The organism is Archangium violaceum (assembly GCF_016859125.1).
Lineage (GTDB): Bacteria > Myxococcota > Myxococcia > Myxococcales > Myxococcaceae > Archangium > Archangium violaceum_A.
Map to the genome: position 1 here is coordinate 2,877,955 of NZ_CP069338.1, position 26,000 is coordinate 2,903,954.

A 26,000-nucleotide genomic window follows, 5' to 3' on the forward strand; every position below is an offset into this window, starting at 1 on the left:
CCCGCTGCTCGCCTGGCGGCCCTCCTTCCAGGCCAGGGCGTCCTGCCTCCGACAGGAGTTCCACTCGCGAGCGGAGGTGGGTTGTCGGCGCACCCCACGATGCGGAGCTTGCCGACCCGACGTTCTCCAGGAGGAATGGCAATGGCTCGCACGCAGGACAGAGGACAGCAAGCGCGGCGCACGCGCACGAAGAACCGCAAGGTGGGTTACGCGGTGGTGGGGCTCGGACACTTCGCGCAGGATGCGATCCTCCCCGCGTTCAAACACGCCAAGAAGAACTCTCAACTGGTGGCACTCGTCTCGGGAGATGCGAAAAAACACCGCGTGCTGGGCAAGCGCCACGGTGTCCCCGTGTACGGCTATGACCAGCTCGACGAGTGCCTCGCCCTGCCCGAGGTGGACGCGGTCTACATCGCCCTGCCCAACTCGCTGCACGCCGAGTACGCGGTGCGCGCGGCGAGGGCCGGAGCGCACGTGCTGTGCGAGAAGCCCCTGGCGCTCGACGAGCAGCAGTGCCTGGACATGATTCGCGCCGCCGAGGACAGCGACGTGAAATTGATGACGGCCTATCGGTTGCATTTCGAGTCCGCCAACCTGGGTGCCGTGGACGCGGTGCGCAAGGGGAAGATTGGAGAGCCGCGCCTGTTCAGCTCGTCCTTCAGCTTCCAGATTCAAGGCCCCAACATCCGCATCGACCGCGAGGAGGGGGGTGGAGTGCTGTGGGACATCGGCGTCTACTGCGTCAACGCGGCGCGCTATCTCTTCCGCGCCGAGCCCGAGGAGGTCTTCGCCTTCAAGGTGAAGGGCACGGACCCGCGCTTCGCCGACACCGAGGAGGCCGTGTCCGCGGTACTCCGCTTCCCGGAGGAGCGCCTGGCCTCGTTCAACATCAGCTTCGGCGCCGCGGGCACGTCCACGTATCAGCTCGTGGGAACCAAGGGCAGCCTCCGCCTGGAGAACGCCTACGACTACAAGGGGAAGATGACCCTCGAGCTGGAGACGAAGGGCAAGAAGCAGAAGCGCACCCTGCCCGCTCGCGACCAGATCGGCCCGGAGATTTCGTACTTCAGTGACTGCATCTTGAAGGACCAGCGGGTCGAGCCCGACGGCTGGGAGGGGCTGGCCGACGTGCGCATCATCCGCGCGCTCTACACGTCGGCGGAGTCGGGCCGGCCGGTGCGGCTGGAGCCCTTCGAGAAGCGCCAGCGGCCCACGCCCGAGCAGGAGCAGCGCCGCCCGCCCGTGGAGGCCCCCGAGCCGATCGACGCGGCTCCGCCCTCGGGAGGGTGAGCATCGCCGGGCGAGCAGGGTCCAGCGGGCTCACATGGGGTGGCGGGAAGAACTCGTGGAATGCGCACTTCCGCTGGCGCGCGGCATGGTGCATCTTCCCGCCCCCCCGCCGCCTCGCGCGGTTACATCCAGGAGCCCTGCATGCTTCGCGCGCTCACCCTGGTGAGTCTCCTGCTCTCGTTCCTACCTGTGCAGGCACAGGAAGGTTCCACACCCACCATGGACGCGGACACCCTCGCCCGGCGGCTGGGTGAGACGACGTGGGGCATGGAGGAGCTGCTCGCCGGCAAGGTGGAGGAGATGACCATCACCCTGCGCGTGGAGGAGCTCGACGGGGACGGCAACGTGAAGCACACCCAGGAGCGGGTGGACCGGCTCCGGGTGAAGGACGGCCAGCAGCACCGGGAAATCCTCCAGGCGCGCAAGGACGGTCAGGACGCCACCGAGGCCATGCGCAAGGACCTGGAGGAGCGCCAGCGCAAGGGCCAGGGCCGGGCGGAGTTCAACTCGGTCAACCTGCCCTTCGCGGCTTCCTACCTGGGGCAGCACCGCTTCTCGCTGGCGGGGAGGGATCCCAAGGAGCCCAACCGGCTGCGCCTGCGCTTCGAGCCCCGCGCCGACAAGGCGCCCTCCGTGCACAAGGGCGAGGCGCTCGTGGACCCGAGCACGGGACAGCTCATCCGCTTGAGCTACAGCCCCACGCAGCTGCCGCACATGGCGGACCGGGTGGACGTGCGCATGGACTTCCGTCCCCACCCGGCGGTGGGCCAGGTGCTCGACACGCTCCACGTGGACGCCGAGGGCGGCCTGCTCTTCTACCGCAAGCACCTGCGCATCACCGCGCGCTACTCCGACCTGGTGCCCGCCGGCGGCTCGAAGGACGTGGCCTCCACGCCTTGAGGGGTGGCCCCGCGCGGCCAGGCGCATTTCCCCCAGGTGTTCCGGGTGGCCATGCCCGGCTATCCTCGCGCCCTGGGGAGGGATTCATGACACGCGGGATTGGAACGTGGGGCGCTATCGCCCTGCTGGTGCTGCCCATGGCTTCGTGGGCCGAGGGCGAGCCCCTCAGGGTGGCCCTGTCCGGCAACTACATGCCGCTGCACGGATCGGACCGGAGCGGCAGGGTGGGCCTGGAGGCCGAGCTGGCCCTGGCCCTGGGCCGGGAGCTGGGGCGCGAGGTGGAGTTCGTCGATACGCAGCGGCGATTCAAGCTGGACACGCTCAAAGCAGTGGCCGAGGGCAAGGTGGATGTGAGCCTCAACTCCATCACCCCGACGCCCGAGCGGGCACAACTGGTGGACTTCACCCGCCCCTATCTCAAGCTGTCCTATCGGCTGGCGGGGCGCAAGGGCGGCATCTCCACGGAGAAGCTGCGGCGGCTCGTGGGCCGGGTGGCCGTACCATCGGCCGCGGTCCGTGATGCGGTGGAGGCCGCGCTGCCCGAGGCGACGGCGGTGGACTGCGAAGGACTGCGCCAATGCATTCGCATGGTGGAGGAGGGGCAGGCCGACTTCGTGGCCTACGAGGACGTGGGTCTTCACCTGGCCGTGCGCGGCTCGCCCCTCGTCGTCTCCGAGGCGACCTTCGGCCGCTCGCCTCTCGCCATCGCCACGCCCAAGGGAGGGGCGGCCATCATCGACGCGGCGTTGGAGAAGCTGGGGCCCACCCTCGAGCGCCTCAGGAGGGAGTGGAAGCCCGGCACGCCCTCCCTTCTGGACTCGGAGCGCGCGCTGCTCGAGCGGCTGCCGGGGAGACTGCTCGTCCTGGTGCGGCATGAGGGGGAGTGGGTCCGGCCCAGGTACTGCTATTCACAGACGCCCGCCCTGGGCATCGAACAAACGGAGGACGGCGGATGGCAGCTGCATGCCGTCCTCGCCCAGGACACTGACATCCACGACATCCAGTCCATCCAGAAGACCGGAGAGAAGGCCTATCGGCTCAAGGTCGTGATGCCGTACACCCGTGAGCCAACCGCGACCCTCCTGGAGCTCAAGCCGGGAGAGGAACCGGGAACGTGGCAATGCGACGCGTGCCACCCGCACGGGTCCACCTTCACCACCCGGGCGCAAGCGAAGAAATTCCGCGTCCACGACTTCGACGCCAACAACCGCGACGCGAGCGGTAGCTGCGGTCCCCCGTGAAGAAGCCGGGACTCGACGGGAGCAACGTCTCCCTGCTCTCCACGGCTTCCCCCGCTCGGTGAAGGTGACTTTCCATATTGGGTCATAGTCGCCAACGTATGAAGTCATGTCTGGACTGCCTGCATGGGTCATGGCGTGAGCAACAATCCCTGGAGGCCGCTTGAAGAAGCGCTTTCGACTCCCCATGCTCCAGGCATGAGTGGGTCGAAGCGCAGGGCCACCTACGAGGATCTGGAGACCGTCCCTCCCAACTGTGTGGGGGAGATCGTCGATGGCGAGCTGTACGTGAGCCCCCGCCCGGCGTCACCCCATGGACGGGCCGCCTCCCGACTCGGAATGCTGTTGGGCGGTCCCTTCGACCTGGGCGAGGGAGGACCCGGAGGGTGGCTCATCCTGGTCGAGCCCGAGCTGCACCTGGGAGACGACGCCTTGGAGCCAGACCTGGCGGGCTGGCGCCGGGAGCGCATGCCAGAAATGCCGCATACGGCGGCCTTCACTCTGTCTCCCGATTGAGTGTGCGAGGTGCTCTCGCCCTCCACGGCGGTGCTGGACCGGGAGAAGAAGATGAAGGCCTATGCCCGTGAAGGCGGGGGTCTCCTGTGGTTGGTGGATCCCCTCCAGCAGGCGCTGGAGGTCTACCGGCTGGAGGGCCGGCGCTGGAACCGGCAGGGTCACTGGAGCGGGGGAGCCACCGTGCACGCCGACCCCTTCGCGGTACTTCCGTTGAAGCTCGCCACGCTCTGGGAGCGGTGACGCGGGGGAAGCGACTGGGCCGCGGCCACCACCCCCATAAGGTTGCCCGAGGAGGACCCTCCGTCAGGCACCAGGATGCCGCGCTACCGGCAGGAGGTGTAGCTCGCCCAGAGCGGATGACCGCTGGCGTCGTACACGACGAGGTTGCAGTCGTCCTGCATCGCCACGTAGGCCCCCGGGCGCCCATAGGTGTTCGACGACCAGAGGGGGCTCCCCGTGCTCGAGTACAGCACGAGGTTTCCATCCCCCTGCATGACGAAGGACGACGTCGTGGAGCCCCAGGTGTTCGTCGACCAGAGCGCGCCCAGACGGTCGTAGATGACCACGTTCCCGTCCCCCTGGTGAGCGAGCACGGCCTTGCCGTTGCAGGCCGAGAGCGACTGTTCGCGCCCCAGCGCCTGGTCCGCGAACAGAACGCCACAGGCAGACGGAGCTGTCGCGGCGCTGAAGAGCAGACGGTTGGGCGAGCCGCTCCCCGCGTTGACAATCTTGCCTCCCGTCGAGCTGTTGAGGAGCGCCGAGCTCACCGCAGCAGGCGAGGCGTTCGGGTTGCTCTGGAGGAACAGGGCCGCCGCGCCAGCCACGTGCGGGGAAGCCATGGAGGTGCCATCCATGCTGGCCGTGCCACCAGTGTGGTAGGCCGAGGTGATGCCCACGCCCGGGGCGAAGATGTCCACACACGAGCCGTAGTTGGACCAGGAAGGCCGGGTGTCCGAGCTGTCGGTGGCGCCCACGGTGAGGGCCTCACCCGTGCGAGCCGGGGATTTCGTGCACGCGTCGGCCGTATCGTTACCGGCGGCGACAGCATAGGTGACACCCGCGGCGATGGAGAGGCGCACCGCATCATCCACGGCCTGGTTGGCCCCGCCCCCCAAGCTCATGTTGGCCACCGCCGGCTTGGTGTGGTTGGCCGTCACCCAGTCCAGACCCGCGATGACGCCGGACCAGGAGCCCGAACCGTTGCAGTCGAGAACGCGCACCGCGTGCAGGCGGACGTTCTTGGCCACTCCCCAGGTGGAGCCGCCCACGGTGCCGGCCACGTGCGTGCCGTGCCCGTTGCAATCCGAGGCGCCGCGGCCGTCGTTGATGGAGGTGAAGTCACCCGTGGCGCGGCCGCCGAAGTCCGAGTGGGTGGTGAGGATGCCCGTGTCGATGACGTACGCGTGCACCCCGCTGCCGGTCATATTGTAATTGTAGACACTGTTCAGCGGCCGATCGCGCTGGTCGATACGGTCCAGCCCCCAGGTGGCACCGCTCTGCGAGCCGACGGCGTAGGCGTAGCCATCCTCCACCACGTAGGACACCTGAGGCTCGGCGGCGAGTGCGCGCGCTCCGGCCTCGTTGGTCCGCACCACGAAGCCATTGAGCGCGTGCGAGTAGGTCCGGGTGACCTGGGCACCATGGCGGGCGGCGAGCCCCTGGGCCATCGAGGACACGCTGGCGAGGGCCACGTCGGAGTCCCTCAGCACGACGATGTACTGCCCGGCGATGGGCTCGGCGGACTTCAGCAACTTGCCTGGGATGACGGGGGCAGGGACCTGCGCCCGGGCCGGCTCCTGCGCGCCGGCCGTCAGGGCGAAGCAGGAGAGTGACAGGACTGCGCTCTTCGTGATTCGCATGAAGACGTCTCTCCGGTGTGCGTGGATCCGGCCCACTGGAAACTCCGTGTCCTCCCCTGCCGCGCATCCAGTGGACCGGGAATGTGCGCGATGGAGCGCCTACGTCTCGACATGCCTACGGCCCGGTAGATGCACCCACTCTCGAACAGCGCTCGAGATTCAGCCGTGAGCATTCCTCATCGTAAGCATGCTCAATTCAAGAAACAAATGACTTATTAAACTTCATCGTTCCTGCGTACCTTACCCTTCGAGTGCTTGAACCGAGGCTAGAATGGAGCCAATGGCCACCGCGGGCGACGAGCGACTCGATCGGCTTCACCGGGAGCGGTAGCACATGAGGACAGCCCTCGCCGGACGTGCGCTCCCACCGCTCACGTCCGGCGAGGGCCCCATCAACGAGTGTGATGCGCGCCCGTGCGTCCTCGCTGATGCCCATCAACCAGCCGGTCCAAATCTCCATCAACAAGTGTGCGCGGCAATACCCTGTGGCTCCGCTCCGGCCCGCACCCAACTGCGGTGCGGGCCTCCTCGGAGCGCGAGCCCCACCGCTCCTCGCGCCCAAACCGGCTGGTTCATTTTCCCGCGCTTCTTCATGTTCAGCGACACGCGGATCGCCAGCGCACCGTCACCCTGGGGAACATCACGTTCCCGTAAAAGGGTAGAGCACCGGCAAGTCGACGCGGAGCAGGGACGAACGGCACCGCACCGGGTCTGCTCTTGTTCAATCCCGGTATCGCTCGGCTACGCGGTAGAGCTGAGTGAGGGAGTAGTCCAGCAGTGCCTGTCGCGAGCGCATGTAGTGGCGTGCCCGGGCAAAGGGTAGCCAGACGCGATTACCCACGAGCACCTGTGCCTCGTCGAGCTTCTTTCGCGGAATCCATTGGCCGCCCAGGTTGCGCACCAGTACCTCACCCAGGTACGCGCCAATGGCAGGCACCGCGTGCTCTTCAATGGCTTCGCGCAGGCGGCTCTTCGGGAATTCCTCGCGCCAGAAGTAGAAGTCGGCGTCCGTGAGGGACTCGGGCGTCGCCTCGAAGACGGAGGGCACCTTGCTGTGCAGCAGCGCCACGAGGTGTTCGGCGAGGGTACTGTAATGCTCGCGAGCGCCCTCCGGGTCGTCTACGTCCGAAGGTAGGGCGGAGTCGGCGGGACGCCACTCCTCGGGCTCGGGTGGTTGCCACGCGTTGAGCTCGGCAATCCTGCGCTGGCGCACGTGACTGGCGGCGCGGTCCACCACACGCGAGAGGAGCGGGGCCAGGTCCGGGTGGAAGCGGGGCTCCACGGGGGCCAGCATGGCACTGCGCTCATGCAAGGTGCGCAGCACGGTGTCGAAGTCGAGGTCCGGCCGGAGGTGGGTGTGAGCGCGAGCCTGTGCGCGCCGTGCCTCCTTGCTGGAGAAGTCCGCCACGGTGGGCCACGTCACCAGGAGGATGGAGCCGTTGGGGAGTTCCTCCACCCGGTGAGCCGGCGTGGACAGCATGCGCTCGCGTCCCACGGTTTCCACCAGCTTGGGGCCGAAGACGTTGAGCCAGAATACCTCGTAGATTTTGTCGAAACCATCTCTGCGTCGAGTCTCATCGTCGCGGCCGAAATTGGGAGAGCCCGCCAACTCCATGTCATCAATGCTGTGGGCCACGGCATGCGTGACGGGATAATGGGACGCCCAGGCGCGCACCATTTCCACGAGGTGGTGGCAGCGCTCCGCCTCCGCAAAGAAGGAGAGGGGCTTCACGTTGATGAAGATTCCCAGTTTGGGTGGCAGCGGCGGAAACCGGAGTCGTAGCGTCATGTCCAGCGCGGGCCACTTCGTCCGATAAAGTCCGATCCCCGATGTTCTTTCGCCGCGCTCCTCTTCCAGGGACTTCCAGACGGCGGCGTGGGAGTACTTGCGTCGCCGCTTACCCTCGACGACGTCCGGCATCCACCCGTCGGCGTACTCCTCGAGCGCCTGGAGAAAGGGCTCCAACTGTCCTTCCAGCGCCCCGTGCTGGTCGAATACAGTGTCGAAAGTGAGCCAGAGGAGATCCTCCGGCTGCAAATCGTGCACGCTCAGCCGCTTCATTGAAACACCACCTCGACTCCCGGAACCGCTTCCTTGGTTTCGCTCACGGCTCTCTCCAACAGGATTCCATTCTTGGGCTTGAGGTCGCCCCCCTCGTAGATGAGGCGGACTCTCGGGACCTGCACCTCACTCCCCCCCGGGAAAAGGGACTGGAGGGGGCCTCGGCGGATATCCAGCGTTTCGCCATATTTCTGTAGGGCCTCGCTCGCGTCGGTAGTCATCTGCGCTGTGAGCTCCTTTTCCCCCATTGCCGAGAGGTCGCGGCTCTTGAAGCTGAACGTCTCCACGCGACGGGGCCGTCCGGCGAGCTCGCCCGTTTCAATGACGAGCACATCCGCGAAGCGCAGGCCCGGGCCCGGCTTCCTCACGCCCACATTCGTTTCAATGCGGGGCTTGTCGAAGTCCCCGAGGAAGCGGCGCTGCGCGCGGGGCAGCTGTGCGTCGGCCTCCAGCAGTGCCACCATGACGCGCTCGAAGGCCAGCCCCCGGGCAAACCACGCCCGCATCTGCTCGTAGGCCTCCCACGGCAGGGGGCCCTTGGCGGCCTTGCCCTCCTTCACCTCTCCCAGGCGCTTCTCGTAGTAGTCGACGTATTCGCGCCAGCGTGGGTTGCCCCGAGCCTCGGGAGGCGGGACATCGAGGGAGGGACGCTGCTTCTCCAGCACGCCCACGTCCTTGGGAAGGCGCGGACCCGTGGACTCGAGCTCCACCGCCGAGAGCTTTGCTTCCACCACCTCCCGCGTGTGGCCGGCCCCGTCGTCCACCAGCGAGGCCAGGCTGCCCGGGCGCTCCACGCCACGGGCCTCGTTGGAGGAGCGAGAGGGGCGTGCGGCTTCGTCCGCTACGGTGGCCGCCTCCCCGGTGCCTGTCCCCGCACCGCTCTTCCCGGGCGAGGGGCCTGCAGCCTCGGGACTGGCCTTGGACATCAGCGGCCGTGCCTTGGCCACATCCCCCCGGGCCTCGTATAGAGCCAGGGCGGCGTCCGCCCCGCCTACGGCGACAAAGCGGCCCGCCTCACGGCTGGCTTGTAGGTACCGGGCCAGTTCCCGCAGGCCCTCCACGCCCAGCAGCCCCTCCAATTGCCGCGCCGTGTCCTTGAGGGCCCGCAGCCGCAGTTCCATCGCCTCGAGTCCGGTGAGGAGGCTCAGCCCCATACCTGGTGCGCCTCGGGCCTCGGACAGGTAGCGCACGCCCTTGCTGCCCGTATAGAGGGCCACCAGCAGCGCCGCCGGCGCCAGCTCGCGCGTGGCCTGCTCGTACTTACCCTGTGCCAGCGACTGCGCGCCATGGCCCGTGCTGGCCAGCAGTCCGTAGAAACCCAGCGGCACGCCAAAGGTGAGGTGGTCGAAGCCGCCCAGCACCACGTCGCCGGCCGAGAAGTGCTGCGCTGCCCACCTCTTCTCCGCCTCGTCGAGGGCCTCCTGGTACTCCGGCGGCAGTTGGCCTCGTACGGTGGAGAAGGCGAAGGCTGCCCCGTCACCGCTCATCGGGGCGCTGGAGAGCGCGTCCCTGCCGGCGCGGGCAAGGCCTCGGCCCACGTCCTTCCATTCAAAGTCCCTGTCGGGCCGGGCCGTGGGTTTCAGCCCTCTCTTCTCCAGTGCCACTTGGAAGGCGGGCAGGAGTGCGAGCAGCTCCTCCAGCCGCTTGTCCTGGGCCAACAGGAAGAGAATCTCCCTCAGGTCGTCGTCATGGGCCGAGTTGACTACGAAGACGGCGAGCACCTCGGTTCTGACGGTTCCATAATCCTCGGTGGCCTCCACGAGGAAGGAGGTGCGCTTGCGGTTGAGGAGGCGGGCGGCGTCCTCGCGCGGTGTGCCCTGGGCGCCGAGGCGCACGGCGCGCCAGTCATCCAAGGACTCCACGAGGCGGGGCATGTCCACGCGCTCCTGCAGCGCGAGGAATTCCGCGGGTGAGGTGCATGTGAGGAAGGGGGCAAGGAGGGCCTCCCTGTCATCGGAGGAGAGGTCGGGCCAGCCTGGGGGCACGGCCACACCTCCGCAGGAGGGTGGACCCTGGATGGCAGTCTCCGCGCTGACCAACTCGCGGGGTGGTGCCTCGCCCGTGCTCGCCAGCGCGGCATCCGGGCCCAGTCCACGGGCGCTCCGACGGCGGTGCAGCCGCTCCTGCTCGCCTGGCTCGGCGGACGAGAGTTGCCCCGGCTCGTTTGTCTCCGTGGAAGCGAGAGGGGAGGGAGCCTCGAGTAGGGTACTGGCCTCCGTCTCTCGCAACGTAGAGAGGGGGCGCGGGCCTTCGGAGATTCTCCCGCCTGATTGCGGCGCCAGCGTGACGCAGCCAGTGGTGAGCAGCGCGGCTCCCAGCAGCAGCGACACCCACCTGTGCGCCAGGGCCTCAGCGCGCATTGTCCACCCCCAGGCCCAAGGCGGCGTACGCACCTGGGTGCAGCGCCCCGGCCGCCTTCGGGTACAGCAGCGTGCCGCCCTCGGCCAACGCGTACAGCGTGTTGCCGAAGCGCCAGCGCACCTGGCCGGAGTACAGGTGGCGTGCCCCCACCTGGCCGAGGCCGATCGCCAACCCATTCAGGGCCACCTCCACGCCGCGGTTGGCCAGCTGCACCGCAAGGCGTCCGTCCACGTCCACCCGGCTCCAGCCAAACACCTCCACGCCCAAAGAGAGGTGCAGGTGGCGTTGCAGCAGCCCACCCAGCCGCACCCCGTCCCAGGCCACCATCGCCTCGGCGTAGGTGGAATACCCGTCGGGGAAGGTGGCTTGTGCCAGAGGCAGCCCGGGAGTGCCCACCGCGCGCAGGCGCCCCAGCTCGTAGTCCGAGCCGAAGTATCCCTGGCGGAAGCCCCCGTGCTGCCTGCGCACCTCCAGCCGCAGCTTCATGTCCAGGGTGGGGGAAAGGGCGTCTGCCCCCACACCGGCCACCGCCCCCCAGGCGCCGCCCACACCCGGGCGGTCTCCCCAGCCACCCAGCACGTGCAGCTCGAAGTCTGGGCGCACCACCACCACAGCCGTCCCGTCCAGGTGGGCTAGCGTCACCGGCGGTGACACTCCTCCGGCCCTGCCCCAGTCATGCACCGCCGACAGCCCCAGCGTGTAGCGGCCCTTTTGCCTCGGTGGGCCGGTGAAGAGGTGCTGCAAGTCCACCTCGACCTGTGCCCATGAGGCGCGCGCCCAGTACGTCCGAGGCGAAGGCCTCCACGTAGAGGGGGCCGAGGGTGCCGGTGAGGGAAGCGCCCGCCGGGTGGTAGTCCGGGTTGGCGCGGTTGGAGTAGCGCCGCACCAGGTGCCCGGAGAGGAGGCTGTAGCCCTCCAGGGCACCCACCCATAGGCCCACCGGGGAAGTATCCGAGCCGATCTTGAGGGCGTGCACCAACTGCCCCCAGTCCGAGAGGCTGTCCCAGTCCTCCCGGCGCACCAGCCCAGCGCCCAGCTCGCCGCCTGCCAGACGCAGCCGCACCGGGGCACCCAGGTTGAGGCCGAGTGCCTCACCCCTGTCCACCACCAGCATGGGCGTCAGCTGGGCATAACCCTCTACTCCTCCCCCTCTACCGCTCGGCAGCAGCGCCAGCCCCGTGGCCTCCAGGCATGTCAGGTAGCGCCACCCTCCCACCCTGGATGCCGCGAGCAGCGCAGGCGCGGCTCCAGCGGGGGAGGCGGTCGGCCCTTCCACCTGGGACAGCAGCAGCAGCGCCAGCAGTGTGGAAATCATCAGGCCCCCTGACGGAGTGCTCCCATTCTAGCAGGACGCATCGAATAGTCAGGACAACCAGGACAAGCCGGGAGAAATCTACCTTGAAAGTCGGAGTTGGCGGCCCGACTTCATAGTGTGCTTCCGTCGGCTTTCTCCATCTTTCCTGGGCTCCATGCCGAGGCGGGCCCATCACTCGGGCGCACGTCACACCAAGCGCTCGAGGTCCCCTTGCTGGTCGCAGCTCGCCTCTCCATGCCGCAGGCCGGACGAAGAGCTCTCCGAGGCAGAGTATGCTGCGGGTCCTAGCGACTGCGCGGCCGGTGGTTCAGACACGGACCCTGAACGCACCCGCGGCCCACTGGGAGTACCAGCGGGCCGCGAGGATGCGTTTGGTGCTGCACGAGGCCCCCGCTCGCGCGGGGCGAATTCCGCCAAGCCACTACCGCATTCAGGCCCAGAGGTGGATCCCCGCTCACACGGGGAGGGTGCTGCAACTTGCACGCCGCACGGAGGAACCCCGGAAACGGGGAGGGTGTTTCTGCGGTGCGCTCAAGTGGTGGACCCCCGGCAACCGGGGCAGGACACCAACAAGATCATAGACCGGTGGACCCCCATACCGGGGGAGCCAGCTCGAGGACAGTAGGGTCTCAGGCAGCACGCGGCAAGAGGCGAGGGAAGTGTCCTCGCCGCAGTACGTTCAAGGTTCGCGGCCGGGCTCAGTGCAGGGGAGAACGACTGCTGCACAGCGCCAGGCACGCTGGCGCTCCGCCTGCCACCCTGCGCCGCTTTGGGCGCCCCGACGCCCTCTACCTCGACAACGGCTCCACCTACTCGGGCAAGGCCCTGGCCACCGCCTGCGCCCGCCTGGGCACCTCCCTGCTCCACGCCCGCCCCTATGACCCGGAGGCCCGCGGAAAGCTTGCATCGCGACCTCGACCGGCTCGCCTCCCTGTGCTTGCAAAAGGCCGCACGTCGCAAGCGCAAGCTCGTCGACTCCGATGTCGTCCGCGAGGTCCTCGAGCGCCAGCACAGCCCCTCGCTGGCGTAGCAGCCTCCTGCCCCGGCGAGCCACCCTCGCTCAGCTCCCGGTGGCTCGCCGCCCGGCCCATTCCATCACCCAGTGCGGTGACTCCACCCTCGCCGCGTGACCATCAACAAGCGTGCTCACATCTCCATCAACAAGCCTGCGCGGTAACAGAAGCAATCACCCAGGCGCTGGGTCGGATTGAGGAAGCAGGTGCACGGACAATCCTGGTGCGCAGACTGCAACCAGGGCCTGCGACTGATCCTGGAGAAGACACCAGAGGAAATCCGCGCATGGGCCCAGGACGCGTCGGTGCCCGTGAAGTACAAGACGGAAGTGCTCACGGTGCTCGAAGAAGAGGTGCCAGAGGCATGGGTGCCCACCCTCCCTGCGTTCATCTCCACGGCGGGGACCCTGCTCGATACGGCCGTGAGCCACGATAGCGAGGCCGCGTACTACCGCGAGCGTCTGCTCATTCTTCTGCTCAACCAGGAGCGAGTCGTCTCAACGCTCTCACCCGAAGCACGCTCCAGGTTGCACACCGTGGCACGGGGACTGCTCGCGGCAACGTCTCTCAACTGCGCCACCCGGGCGGCCAACATGCTGGCGCAAATAGGTCGTCCTGAGGATGCGGCGCTCCTGGAGATGCACCGCCCGGCGGAGCCGATCTGGCCAGGAGCTTCGATGAGGCTGCCCACGGCGCCCTTTCGCTCGAAGCTCGCTGCCATTCCAGGAGAGCGCCATCTCCTCGGTCCCACGCCGCTCGACTGTCCGGTTGTGCTAAACCCGTCGCCCGATGGCCACGAGCGACGAGCTGACGGCAGCAGACCTGGAGCGGTTGTCACGGGCGGAAGCGCCCGACCTCGCGGAGGCCGTCCTGGCCTTCCTCGGCCAACCCGACAAGGTCCCCGAAAAGCGCCCCCAGGGAGCCCTCACCTTCGACGGGCTCCTCAACCTCCTGCGCCAGTCCCAGGCCCGCCACAGCGCCGAGGCCCGCCACTCCGGCGCCCGCGACGCCTGGCAGCGCTACCTCGCCCAGAAGGACGTCCCGCTCCCCGCGCGCTTCGCCCTCGCCGACCTGCTCGTCTCCCTCTACGAGCGCAATACCAGCGCCTCCCGCGCCGCCCTCTTCGAGCTCGCTCGCCGCGCCGACCTCCGCTTCGGCCTCTGGGGCGGCCTCAAGCGCATCTACAAGCTCGCCGAGCAGCGCCACGACGCCGAGATGTTCGGCGTCCTCGCCTGGCGCTTCGACACCGAGCGCTCCAACGCCTACCGCACCCGCGACGTCTCCAAGGGCACCCTCACCTATCTCCAGCGCCGCGCCTGGCGCTACCTGCGCCAGCTCGGCCAGGCAGTCCCCGAGCTCTATCCCCAGTTCGCCGTCGAGGTGCTCCGCCACTACGAGCCCGATACCTCGTGGCGCTCGTGCTGGGTCTCCAACCACATCTGGGCCCACGAGACGGACAGCTACCACGCCGACTCCTTCCCCATCGAGCCCCCCAGCGACATGGTGAAGAAGCGCGCCTTCCCCGATGCATGGAAGCGCTCGCCCGATGCCCTCATGCGGCTGCTCGACACCTGCCAGTCGGATCCCGCCGCCCGCTTCGCCATCCAGGGCCTGCGCAAGGATTTCCCAGACGTCCTGCGCAACAACGTCACCCCCGCCTGGCTCGACAGGCTCGCCCGCCGCCCCCTCGCCAGCGCCCACGAGTTCCTCGTCGACACCCTCCAGGGCTCGCCCGAGTTCCACCAGGGCAAGCTGCGCGAGCTCGGGCTCCACGAGGCGGTGCTCGCGCTGCTCGTGTCCCCGAGCAACAAGGCCCGCGCCTACGCCATCGAGTACGCCCGCGCCCACGCGCAGGACCTCCCCGCCGAGCGCCTCGCCGAGCTGCTCGAGAGCGACTCCTCCGACGTGAAGGCCTTCGCCGCCGCCGTGCTCGAGAAGCGAAACCCGCGCGAGCTCGGCCCGGACTTCCTCGGCCGGCTGCTCGTCCACAGGCAGACCGCGAAGTTCGCCGCCAAGGCGCTCGAGCAGAGCTTCGACCGCGCCGAGCTCACCCAGAAGTTCCTCTTCGACATGCTCTTCGGCGAGCAGGAGCAGCTCCAGTGGGCGGCGAAGTACCTCAAGTCCAAATACGGCAAGGGCGAGCTGCCCGTGTCCTTCTGGAAGGCCCTGCTCGATGACGAGCGCCTGGAGGAGTACGGCAGCGACGTGGAGGAGCTGGCCCTCGAGTCGCTCGGGGCCTTCAAGCCCGCGGACATCGGCGCCGACTGGCTGCTCGACCGCTCCATCCACCCGAGCTTCGGCGACACCGTCTCCGGCTGGCTCACCGAGGCCGACGCCCTGCCCGGCCTCGACGTGGAGCGCGTGAAGGGGCTCGTCTTCAACGCGAAGTACCGCGAGGTGGCGCTGAAGCTGCTCGGCAACCGCAAGCTCTTCGCCCCGCGCGACATGGGCATTCCCTGGTTGCTGGCGCTCGCCCGGCGCGCGGACCCGACCCTGCACCAGTTCGCCCACCGCTACCTGCTGGAGAACGTGGTGCCCGCGGACTTCAGCGAGTCCGGTGATGCCAACGCGGGCCTGGAGCGCCTCTTCGAGCTGGCGCTCGGCTCGAAGCAGCCCGCGCCCGTGCGCGCCTTCGCGCAGACGTACCTGCGCTGCCACCACCCCGTCATCGGCCCCGAGCAGCCCGAGTCCAGATCCTACCAGCTCAAGCCCCGGGCGCCGCGCAACGCGTACACCCCCGAGCGCCTCTGGTCCGCCCTCTTCGATGCCCGCGACGACGTGCGCCACTTCGCCCTCGCCGTGACGCGCGTGGAGCTGCGCGCCTGGGGCTGGCACACCCGCGTGTACGAGCTCGCCGAGGCCAACGCCAAGGAGGTGCGCAACCTCGCCTATGACGCCCTGCTCGACGCGGGCGAGGAGAGCGCCGACAAGCGCCGCACCCTCACCCCCGACGAGTTGGATGCCGTGAAGGTGTTCACCCTCACCGAGAGCACCAAGCGCTCCACCCGCGAGGTGGCCGTGGAGCTCATCCGCCGCCACTATGCGCGCCTGGGCGGGCCCGAGCGTCTCGCCTGGCTCATGGAGAGCGCCGACCGAGAGGTGGGCCTTTTCGCCATCCGCCTCCTCTGGGAGAAGCACCGCCCGCTCCACCTGCCCGAGGGGTGGAAGCCCTCGGGGGCCACGGAGTCTCCGGTGGGCGCCACCGAGCGCTTCGCCAACGTGGAGGCCCTGCGCACCTTCTTGCGCCGCATGCTCTTCGGCCTGCCGCCGGGGCGCACCAAGGAGGCCCGCGAGGGCAACGTGGCCCGGAGGGTCTCGGCCAGCGAGGCCAAGCGCCGCGTGATTGAACTGGTGAGGGATTTGGGACTGGAGGACGAGAGCTTCGCCCGCGTCGTCGCCCCCGTGCTCGGTGAGTTCACCGGCTCGTTGGCGAAGGGGGAGTGGCAGAGCTGCCTGGCCTCGCTGGTGAGGCTGCGCGCGGCGCACCCCGGCGTGGAGCTCGGAGGATTCTGACGTATGGTCCACCCCGAGGGAGCATGTCCATGAGCGGCGCGCTCCCGCCTCTCGTGACGGTGGGCTTCATGCTGGCGGTGGGTTGCGCCACCTCGCCCTCACTGAACACCTCTGCCCAGCAGCAAAGAGTCGCCCGAGGCCCCTGGTCCGAGGTGCCCGCCATCGAAATGCCCACGGGGGACACCTCCATCCCCATCGACCTGCTCCGGGACGTGGCCGATGCGCTCCTCGAGCGTCCTGGAGCCAAGGTCTGTGACCCGATGACGAAGCGCCCCATCGTGGGATTGTCCACCGAGTATTGCTCGACGGTCTATGTCGCTGGCGACCACGATTCACTTTCCTGGCGTGTGACAGAGCCCATCCAGGGAAGCCACAATTCATGCCTCCCTCGCTTCGCGGTGAAGGACGACGACCATCCAGCCTCGCAGGTATGGGTCGTGGGATACATCCACAACCATCCGTGTGGTGCGCCTCCCTCCTCGCGAGACATCAGAGTCTGGCCGACAGATGCGTTCGACCCCTCTGTGGCCATGGCGGAAGTCCGTCTGATTCCAGGCAACCCGGCTCCGGCTACCTACAAAGACACAGGCATCGAGATGGCCTCGGCGCTGGTCGCGGAGCATCAGGGTGGGACACGTCTCTATCTGCGCTACTTCCCAACGGGCGAACTCCAGCAGTGGAGCGCGGCAAAGACTGGCTGGGTCACCCTCGGCCGCTGTACTCCAGGCACAGAGGGGCGCCCGCCCCAATGCGATCAACCTCTGCGGCTGCTGCATGAGTAGACGCCAGTCCAGGAGAGAGAAATGCTCAAGGCGTATGCGCTCGCAGGGCTCGTAACGGTGCTTCCCGGATGTGCCGTGCCCAGGACTGCCTGGAAGGGAACGGTCGAGTGGCCGGACGATTACTCGGGCAAGAACATCGTCCCGTTCATGGAAGCGGGAGCTGCACTCGCCGCGGCAGCTGCCATCCGCGAGATGGTGAAACAGGGTCTTGCCATGGATCCAGGCATGTTCTGGGGGTGCGCCAGTCCTGAGCAGGGGTTGGACGTCGCCGTCTACAGAGGTCCAACGCCGGGCCTGTATTATGTGATGCTGGAGGAACGCTTCGATCGGTGCAGCGGCCCACGCTACCGCGTGCTCGATTGGTGGTACGTGTACGCGGTCACGCCTCAAGGGGAAGTGGTGGCCGAGGCCCCACCCCCACCCGCGGATGACTCCTTCTTTTCCCCTGCGCCTCCCAGCAGCACACCTGCACAGCCCGAGCAGGCACCGCAACCTGGCACTCCGCCCTCGACTCCGGAAGCCGAAGCGCCCACTCCGACTCCATCACCCGCGCCTGAAGCTCCGCCTCCGGCGGAACCACCTCCCGCGTCGCCACCACCCGCGACCACCGTGCCAGGTACGCCAGAGCCCGCTCCCAGCCATCCAGAAGGCTCGTGAAGACCTGACTCGAAGCAGTGCGTGCCCCTTCCGCTCCCGCCGTCTCTCTGTCCACCTGTGCTAAACCCCTCCACTCGATGGGTACGAGCGACGAGCTGACGGCAGTAGACGTGGAGCGGTTGGCACCGGCGCACCCCGGCGTGGAACTCGGAGGAATCTGACGTATGGCTTCACTCGCCATCGGCCAATACGAGAAGGTCCGCGCGCTCGCGGCCAACGCGCGTCTGCTGCTCGTCGGGGGTGCTCGCGCCTCCGTGAACAGCCGCCTCACCGCCTTCGAGCCCGCCACCAACAAGGTGGCCTGGAGCGTGGAGCTTCCCGCCGCTGTCCTTGGGCTCGCCCTCGCAGGCGAGAGCTGGATCGCCGCCTGCGCGGATGGCACCGTGCGCATCGGCGCGCTCGGCGATGGAGCCGTGCAGCGCGAGCTGAAGGAGGCCCACCGCGGCGCCTGCACCGCCATCGCCGTCACCTCGGACGGCACCCGCGCCTTCACCGTGGGCACGGATGGAGCCCTGCGCGCCTGGACGCTCGAGCAGGGCAAGCGCGTGCACGAATGGCAGGCCTCGCCCCAGCCCCTGCGCGCCGTCGTGGTGGACCCCTCCGGCACCTACGCCGCGTGCGGCGGAGATGACTCCGTGGTGCGCTCCTTCACGCTCGCCACTGGAGCCCGCCGTGACATGCCGGGCCACGAGGGCGCGGTACGGGCGCTCGCCTTCACCCCGCGCGACGGGCGCCTCGTGTCCGCTGGCGACGACGGCAAGCTGCGCATCTGGTACCTCGTGGGCGCCGTCGAGTCCGAGGTGCGTGGAGACAAGGACTCCGGCCATGCCGGCGCCGTGCTCGCCCTCCTCTTCCCGCCCACGCCCTCCGCCGAGCGCGGCGAGGAGGCCGCGGACCGCGTCTTCTCCGCCGGTGACGACGGCAAGGTGAAGGCGTGGCGCCTGGACGAGCGCCGCAAGCCGCGCACGCTCGATTGTGGCAGCAAGCCCGTGCACGCGCTCGTCTTCGCGCCGCCCGTGAACGCGCGGATGGCCAAGGCGCAGCTCGGCTCCCTCTACGCGGGCGGCGAGGATCGCACGGTGCGCCGCTTCGAGCTCGACACCGAGGGCAAGCCCGCCACCGATATCGCCACGTATGCCCACGGCTTCAACCTGCTGGAGGAGTCCCGCCGGGGCAACCGTCCCAAGCGCGAGGCCGCCGTGCGCGAGGCCGCCGCGCTCGAGGAGCCCGAGGCGCTCGACTTCGTCCTCTCCGTGCTCTCCACGGATCGCGAGTACGAGGTGCGCAAGCTGGCCGCCGAGGAGCTGGGCCGGCTCGGCCGCACCGGTGCCCGCGCGAAGCTGCGCGAGCGGCTGGACGACGAGAACGTGCTGGTGCGCGCCGCCGCGCTGGCGTCCCTGACCGCGCTGGAGAAGGAGTCTCCGCTCGCCGCGCCACGCGCCGCGCTGGACTCGCGCTACCCGGACACGCGCATCGCCGGTCTGCGCCAGTTGGCCTCGCTCGCGAAGGTCTCGCCGCTGGTGCCAGGCCTCATCGCCAGCAAGCTGACGGACGCGGATACCAGCGTGGGCCTCACCGCGCTGGACGCGCTGACGCAGGTGTTCCCCCAGGACAGCACCGAGCCACTGAAGACGGCCTTCGAGCGCGGCCCCGCGCACCTGCGCACCGAGGTGCTCATCCGCGCCACGGGTGCCGGCTGGCTGGGCTCGCCGCGGTTGCAGCCCCTCGTGGCCCGCGCGCTCGATGACGCGGATGCCGAGGTGCGCCGCGTGGCCTTCACCGTGCGCGTGCTGGAGCGCCGTCCGCTCGCCCACGTGCTGGAGGAGAAGGACGAGGACTTCGCCCGCGCCGCCCTCGACGTCGCACGGCGGCTCTCCCGCCGCCCCCGTCCCACCGATGGCGAGGCCCGCGCCGCCCGTGAGGCCATGCCCTCCCTCGGCAAGGCCGGTGAGCCCCTCTCCGAGGCCAGCCTGGAGCCGCTGCTCGCCGCCATGGCCTGCCGCACTCCGGACACCGCCGTGCGGGGCGCTCGGGGCCTCGCGCAGCTCGGGGATGCCCGGGCGCTCGGCGCGCTGCTGCAGCTCTCCCGCGAGCCCGACGCCGCCATCCGCCGCCAGGCCGCCGACGCTCTCCGCGCCCTCCAGGACTCCCGCGCCCGCGAACGCCTCGTGTGGATGCTGGACGACGAGAACGCCGACGTGCGCGCCACCGCCCTCGACGCGGTGGTGACGCTCGACACCGAGGCGCCCCTCTCCAGCGCCGAGGCCGCCCTGCGCTCGGCCTTCGAGGACGTGCGCGTCCGGGGCCTCGACCGGCTCGTGAAGCTCCCGGGCAAGCGCTCCGAGGCCGCCGTGCACCTGCTCGGCGACGCGCTCGAGGACGAGTCCGCCAAGGTGCGTGACGAGGCCTTCCGCACCCTCTGGGCGTGGAACGAGAAGAACCCCCAGGAGGCGCTGGACCGCGCGCTCTCCGGCCGCTTCCCGGATCTGCGCCGCCGCGCCGTGGACGAGCTCGCCGCCCGTCTCAAGGAGGACTGGGCGCTGGAGCGGCTGAAGAAGACCGTGGGCGACCGCGACGCCGGCGTGGCCCAGGCCGCCTACGAGGCGTGGGTGAAGCACGCGGGCAAGGAGCAGGCGGAGCCGCACCTCGCCGCCATGGACACCGCGCATGCACCGCTGCGCGCCCTGGCCGCGAAGAACGCCACCCAGGCCCCCGCCGAGGCGGTGCGCTCGCCGCTCCTCAAGCTGCTGCTGGCCGAGGAGCCCCAGGTCTACCTCGCCGCCATCGAGGCGCTCGACAAGCTCATCAAGAACGAGAACGGCCCCCTGCTCGCGGGCCTCGGCTCGGGTGAGCTGCCCCTCAAGGTGCGCGCGGCCGAGCTGCTCGCCGCCCGCGGCGCCGAGGACATCATCGAGCCGATGCGCAACCTCCTCACCGACAAGGAGTTGCAGCGCATCCACCCGCCGGCCTTCCTCGCGCCGCTGCGTCACCGCGCGGCCACGGCCCTGGCCACGCTCGGCTCGCGCCGGCTGCTCTCCTTCTTCGCCACCACCCTGCTCAAGGACGAGGCCAGCGAGGTGCGCGAGCAGGCCGCCCGGGGCCTCGCCACCGCCAGCCGCCGGGGCGACGAGGGCTACCTGCTGGATGCGCTCGGACACTCGGACGTCGCCGTGCGCTCGTGGGCCGCGGATGGCCTGTCGCGCCTCGGCGACACGCGCGCCCTGCCCGTCCTCACCGGAAACCTGCGCCACGAGCACCAGCCCATCCGCATCGGCGCCATCCTCTCCTTCGCCGCGCTCGGCCCGGACGGGGACAGTGGCCTCCTGCACGGCCTGGAGGACAAGGCCCGCGAGGTACAGGAGGCCGTCTTCGCCATCATCCTCGCTCGCGACCTCCGCGCCTCGCGCCGGGGCGAGCCGCCCGATCTGCTCACCAGCGCCCTCTCCAGCGCTCGCCCCGAGGTGCGCTACGCCGCGGCCCGTGCGCTGGAGCTGCGCACCGAGACGGAGGCGTACCACGCCCACCTCGTGGAGGTGCTGCAGCCGCCCCGCCCCGAGAAGGCCGGCGACATGAAGGACTGGCCCGCCGAGAACGAGCGCGCCCGGAACATGGTGGGGCTCGCCGAGGCGCTCGCCAGCGACGTGCCCGAGCAGCGCTACGCGGCGGCCCAGGTGCTGCAACTGCGCCACAAGCCGCTCGACTACTTCCGCGAGGCCGCGAAGGTGGCCCGCCCGCGCTCGCTCGAGGCCCCCTGGAAGCCCGAGACGTCGCCCGTGACCCAGGCCCGGCCAGTGGAGGAGGAGAAGCCCGCGCGCAACTGGCTGCGCCGCCTCTTCTCCACCGGCACCGGAAAGGCCGCCACCGCCGAGCCCTCGCCCGAGGCGCTCGTCTCCGCCGAGAAGCAGCACCTGCGGCGGCTCGCCTTCGGCGCCTACGTGGGCCTCTTGCGACAGGTGTCCTCGGGGGATGACGAGGGCCACCGCGTGCGCCGCGACGCCGTGGACCGCGTGGTGAAGCTCACCCAGGAGGGCCATGCCGGCACGCCCGCCGCCGTGGCCGCCCTGCTGCGAGCCCTGGAGGATCCGCACCAACTGGTGCGCAAGGCGGCCCTCTCCGGACTCAAGGAGCTGTACCCCGCCGACTCCGACGAGCCGCTGGCGCTCGCCCTGGCCTCGCTCTCTCCGGACGTGGCGCGCGCCGCGCTGGATGAGCTCGCCACCCGCGGGGAGTCCGCGAAGGGCCGCATCTCCGCCGCGCTCAACTCGCCCCTGGCCGACGTGCGCAAGTACGCCTTCGAGCTGCTCGAGCGCCTCAGCCCTCCGGGCAGCCTGGAGCCCCTGCTGGCCGCACTCGGCAGCGAGCACGCGGACCTGCGCGTGGGCGTCATCGAGCGCCTCGCCGGTGCCAATGACTCGCGCGTCACCGAGGCCCTCGGCCGCGCCGCGGGCAGCGAGCACGAGGACCTGCGCCTGCGCGCCGCCGAGCTGCTGGCATGGCGTCAGGATGACCGGGCAGTGGAAGTGCTCGCCGCCTTCCTGCGCTCGGAGAACGCCGCCGCGGTGAAGCGAGCACAGGAAGCGCTGGCCCGGCTCGGCTCGGCCGTCGCCGTGGGGGCGCTCGCCGCCCGGCTGCGTGTCGCGACGGACGCGACCGAGCGTCTCGCCCTCGTGAAGGCGCTGGGACGCACCCGTCGCCCCGAGGCCGTGGACGCCCTGGCGCGGCAGCTCGACGATGAGACGCCCCTGGTGCGCCACGCCTGCGTGAGCGCGGCCATGGACGTGGCCACCCCGCCCGAGAAGGACGAGAAGGGCGAGCGCAAGCGCGACATGGCCCTGGCGATGCGCTTCCTCCGTTCGGCCGTGCGCAGCGCGGACCCGATGGTGCGCAAGGCCGCCGCCACCGAGTTGGAGCAGGGCGACGACGTGGGCCAGGACGAGCTGCTCACCGGCCTCTTCGCGGACCGGGACGTGACGGTGCGCATGGAGTCGGTGGCGCGCTACGCCTCGCGGGTGATGAACAAGGGCGCGAAGGTGGAGCCACTGGAGGAGGTGCTGCTCGGAGGGGCACGCGAGCTGATGCTGCCCGCCGCCGAGGGCGTGGCCTCCCGGGGTCGCACGAGCGCCCTGCGCCCGCTGCTGCTGTACGTGCGCGCGGGCGAGGAGGGCGAGCGCGAGCGAGCACTGCTGGCCCTGGGCACGCTGGGTGATGCGCGCGCCCTGTCCGAGCTGGAGCAGGTGGCGGCCGGTGGCACGCCCGAGGCTCCGGTGGAGACGAGCATGGTGGCCGCGGCCCTCGAGGGACTGGGCCGGCTCGCCCCGAAGCTACCCGAGGGCGAGGACCGCCGCCGCGTCGAGGAGAAGGTGGAGCTCACCGCACTGGAGGCCCGGGACAGCGCGCTTCAGAAGGCCGGCGTCCGGGGACTGCGCTTCATCGGCGGCGAGCGGGCGCGCTCGCGCCTGGAGACGCTCCTGCGCGACGACGACACCGACAACGAGGTGCGCACCACCGCGGCCCAGGAGCTGGGCAGGTTGGGAGACACCGCGGCCGAGGGCGCGCTGGCCTCGGTGCTGAACGACTGGGATGACGACCTGCGCAAGGAGGCGCGCAAGGCACTCGACGCGCTCTTCCCCAAGGAGCGCATCCGGGTGGAGTTCCTCGCCGTGGCCAGCGATCAGGAGGACATCTCCGAGCCCGCCGCCAGCTACCTGGCCACCGAGGCGGACCCGATGCAGCTCCTGCCGCGCCTGGCCACGCTGGACAAGGAAGAGCTGCGGCAGCGGCTGCGCCGGGGACTTGTTCGGCGCGCGTCACTGCCCGCTGGAGCGCTCGCGATGCTGCTCGGCCACGAGAAGCCCTCCGCGCGCGAGGAAGCCGCGTGGCTGGTGGGCGCGCGCACCGGTGAGCAGGACACGACCCGCGCCTGGTCCACGGAGGAGCGCGCTTCGCTGGGCCGCTCCATCACCACCGCCGAGCGCCGCACCGCCTCCGAGTGGGCCTCCACGCCCGCCCCCAAGCGCGAGCCCCTCGCCAAGGCCTGGGAGCGGCTGCTGTGGGCGGGCTCTCGCCTGGGCGTGACGGAGCTGGCCAGGGCCGCGAAGGAGATCCTCCAGGGCGGTGAGACCAAGGCCCCCGCCGGGGTGCGCCTCGAAGCGGCCCGAGCGCTGGGCCGGCTGAACACGGCCCCCGAGGCCCTGCGTGCAGCGCTCACGGACCCGGACGCCGAGGTGCGCGAGGCCGCCACCACCGCCCTGGCCAGCATCGCCCCGGAGCGAGCCGCCGAGTGGGCGCTCGCGGTGCAGCCGTTCGATCCGGTGGCCACGGGCCCCGCGGGTGCGACGGTGCGCGGCCCGAAGCAGCTCGCCACCTCCGAGGCCCGCCGCATGGCCCTGCCCTCCGTGCTGGCCGGCAAGGAGCTGGAGCCGCTGCGCCCGCTGGCCACCCACAAGGACGAGCAGGTGCGGCAGGATACGTGGGCCGCGCTGGGCCGCCTGGGAGGGACCGACGCGGCGGAACTGCTGCGCGGCCAGGCCTTCGACAAGTCGCAATCCGTGGAGCTGCGGAAGGCCGCCTACCGCGCCCACAAACGAGCACTCCGCGCCGCCGAGCGCGCCCGGAAGAACGAAGGGAGCCCGTCGTGAGCACCGCCACCCACCACGCCGTCGAGCTGCGTTACGCCACCACGAGTGACGTGGACGCCATCGCCGACGCCTCGCGCGTCCTGCTCGCCCTGGAGGGCTCTCGTGGCACCGTGGGCGTGCGCGGCCGGGTCCGCGAGCCCGCCCTCTTCCGCGACGCGCTCGCCGCCACGCTGGGCATCCTCGCCTCGGACCTGCGCTACCGGGGCAAGGACCGCACCGCGTACCTCGCGTACCTGATGAAGCAGGGCAAGCGCGCCACCGCTCAAATCTGGGAGGCCCAGAAGGCCTTCCTGGAGCAGTCCCTGGAGGGCGACAAGCAGGCGGACGCGGTGTTGGATCCGCTGCTCACCGTGGACCCGGACCAGGTGTCGCTGGAGGTGTTCTCCCGCGACGAGAGCGCCTATGCGCGCCTGTCCTTCGACAACTCGCTCTTCGAGGGCCGCGAGGCCGCGCACGGCTCCACCTTCCTGGACGTGCCGGCGGACCTGCTGGCCAAGGTGGACCGGCTGCGCACCTACGTGCCGGTGTCGCTGGAGGCCCACGTGGCCCTGCCCGCGCGAAGCACCGAGCAGGCCCGAGCCCCGCGCAATGTGGAGGTGCCCCACGCCTGGCTGCGCGGCTTCCTCCAGGTGCAGTCCGCCGCCACCCTGCCCGCGAGCACCTGCACGCTCGCGCCGATCGACCTGTACAACCTGCTCTTCGCGCTGCGCACCCGGAAGGCGAAGAAGGCACCGCGCGCGCTGCGCTTCGAGCTCGTCCCCGGCGCACAGCCGAGGCTCGTGCTGGAGCCGTGGGAACTGGTGCTGGAGTGCCACGGGCCGAAGTACCAGGGCAGCACGCCCGCGGTGGTGCGCACCTTCGGGCGGCAGCGGCTCGCGGCCCTCGCGCGACTGCTGCCCCACGCCCAGGGCGTGCGCGTGCAGATGCTCGGGCCCGGGCTGCCGGTGTTCTGGGTGATTGATCTCGGTCCCGCCACGCTGACACTGGCGCTCACCGGGTGGACGGAGAGCGGCTGGTCCAGCGCCGCGGCCTTCGATGCGCTCATGCCGCGCGCGGTGCCGGACGGGCTCGCGGAGAAGCTGCGCAACCGGCTGCGCACGGAGGGCCCTCGGACCTTCGAGGAGCTCGCCTCGGGCACGGACGCGCCGAAGGAAGCGGTGCGAGCGGCGCTACAGCTCGAGTGCCTGCGCGGGCGCGTCCTCTATGACATCGCCCGGGGGACGTACCGGCCGCGCGAGCTGCTCGCCACGCCCGTGGACGAGGCCGTCATCCGCTACGGCAACGAGCGCGAGGAGCGGGCACACCGGCTGCTGGGCGACGGCGGCCCGGGAGCGGGAGAGGTGAAGCTCACCAAGGTGCACGACGTGGTGGGCGTGGGCACGAAGCTCCACGGCGAGGTGGTGGACCGCGAGGCGGTGCGCAGCTTCTTCCCGAGCTTCCTCCTGGACCTGGAAGGCCGGGTGCGCGAGGCGAGCTGTGGCTGCCCGCCCTACCGGCGCTCGGGGCTGCGCGAGGGTCCGTGCGAGCACATGATCGCCCTGCGGTTGGCGTATGCGAGGCAGAGGGCACAAGAGGAGGCACTGCGGCAGACGCCGAAGGGCCGGGCGCTCATCCGCGCGGAGACGCGCTCGTACGTGCGGCGCGACGAGTCCGGCCAGGAGCAGGTGTACCGGGTGTCACTGGACGGCAAGCTGGTGTCGGTCGAGTGGGGCCCGCGCCTGGGCGAGCAGCGCCACCAGCGGCTGTGGTTCGACACGGACTCGGAGGCGCGCACGGCCTACTTCACACGCCTGGAGTCGCTGGCGGCCGAAGGCTTCATCGACTCGGTGGGCGGGACGGTGTAACCGCCAGGAGCC

General features: G+C 70.1%; 11 protein-coding genes and 2 pseudogenes. 9 read left to right on the forward strand and 4 right to left on the reverse strand.

From position 1 onward, the window contains the following. Positions 1–141: 141 nt before the first annotated feature. The 4 genes and pseudogenes from JQX13_RS12355 to JQX13_RS12370 all read left to right on the forward strand — a co-directional run bounded on the left by JQX13_RS12355 (position 142) and on the right by JQX13_RS12370 (position 4,184). On the forward strand, positions 142–1,290 hold the full coding sequence (locus JQX13_RS12355) for a Gfo/Idh/MocA family protein (RefSeq protein ID WP_203409205.1): 1,149 nt from the start codon (positions 142–144) through the stop codon (positions 1,288–1,290). Between the two features lie 141 nt (positions 1,291–1,431). Further along, complete coding sequence (locus JQX13_RS12360) at positions 1,432–2,190, forward strand: hypothetical protein (protein ID WP_203409206.1); 759 nt, start codon at positions 1,432–1,434, stop codon at positions 2,188–2,190. A gap of 86 nt (positions 2,191–2,276) precedes the next feature. Continuing rightward, positions 2,277–3,431: a substrate-binding periplasmic protein gene (locus tag JQX13_RS12365; protein WP_203409207.1), complete on the forward strand. Its 1,155-nt coding sequence runs from the start codon at positions 2,277–2,279 to the stop codon at positions 3,429–3,431. A 195-nt stretch (positions 3,432–3,626) separates the two neighbouring features. Continuing rightward, positions 3,627–4,184 (forward strand): annotated as a pseudogene (locus tag JQX13_RS12370) (Uma2 family endonuclease). 83 nt (positions 4,185–4,267) lie between these two features. Here JQX13_RS12370 and JQX13_RS12375 read toward each other — a convergent pair. The 4 genes and pseudogenes from JQX13_RS12375 to JQX13_RS12390 all read right to left on the reverse strand — a co-directional run bounded on the left by JQX13_RS12375 (position 4,268) and on the right by JQX13_RS12390 (position 11,541). Beyond that, entirely contained in the window at positions 4,268–5,803 is a 1,536-nt protein-coding gene (locus tag JQX13_RS12375) for a S8 family serine peptidase (RefSeq protein WP_203409208.1), read from the reverse strand. Between the two features lie 721 nt (positions 5,804–6,524). Then, positions 6,525–7,865: a hypothetical protein gene (locus JQX13_RS12380; protein ID WP_203409209.1), complete on the reverse strand. Its 1,341-nt coding sequence runs from the start codon at positions 7,863–7,865 to the stop codon at positions 6,525–6,527. After that, complete coding sequence (locus tag JQX13_RS12385) at positions 7,862–9,739, reverse strand: hypothetical protein (protein ID WP_239014716.1); 1,878 nt, start codon at positions 9,737–9,739, stop codon at positions 7,862–7,864. Before JQX13_RS12385 ends, JQX13_RS12380 begins: the two co-directional genes overlap by 4 nt. Before the next feature lie 475 nt (positions 9,740–10,214). Beyond that, positions 10,215–11,541 (reverse strand): annotated as a pseudogene (locus JQX13_RS12390) (hypothetical protein). Positions 11,542–12,442: 901 nt separating this feature from the next. Here JQX13_RS12390 and JQX13_RS55350 point away from each other — a divergent pair. The 5 genes from JQX13_RS55350 to JQX13_RS12410 all read left to right on the forward strand — a co-directional run bounded on the left by JQX13_RS55350 (position 12,443) and on the right by JQX13_RS12410 (position 25,988). Beyond that, positions 12,443–12,571, forward strand: a complete 129-nt coding sequence (locus JQX13_RS55350) for a hypothetical protein (protein ID WP_275424993.1) — start codon at positions 12,443–12,445, stop codon at positions 12,569–12,571. A 772-nt stretch (positions 12,572–13,343) separates the two neighbouring features. Next, a complete protein-coding gene (locus JQX13_RS12395) occupies positions 13,344–16,067 on the forward strand; it encodes a hypothetical protein (RefSeq protein WP_203409211.1) in 2,724 nt (907 codons plus the stop codon). Between the two features lie 29 nt (positions 16,068–16,096). After that, entirely contained in the window at positions 16,097–16,849 is a 753-nt protein-coding gene (locus JQX13_RS12400) for a hypothetical protein (protein ID WP_239014717.1), read from the forward strand. An 821-nt stretch (positions 16,850–17,670) separates the two neighbouring features. Next, entirely contained in the window at positions 17,671–24,144 is a 6,474-nt protein-coding gene (locus tag JQX13_RS12405) for a HEAT repeat domain-containing protein (RefSeq protein WP_203409212.1), read from the forward strand. Continuing rightward, the gene (locus JQX13_RS12410) at positions 24,141–25,988 is read left to right on the forward strand and encodes an SWIM zinc finger family protein (protein ID WP_203409213.1); all 1,848 of its coding nucleotides are present in this window, start codon (positions 24,141–24,143) and stop codon (positions 25,986–25,988) included. Before JQX13_RS12405 ends, JQX13_RS12410 begins: the two co-directional genes overlap by 4 nt. The last annotated feature ends 12 nt before the right edge of the window (positions 25,989–26,000 follow it).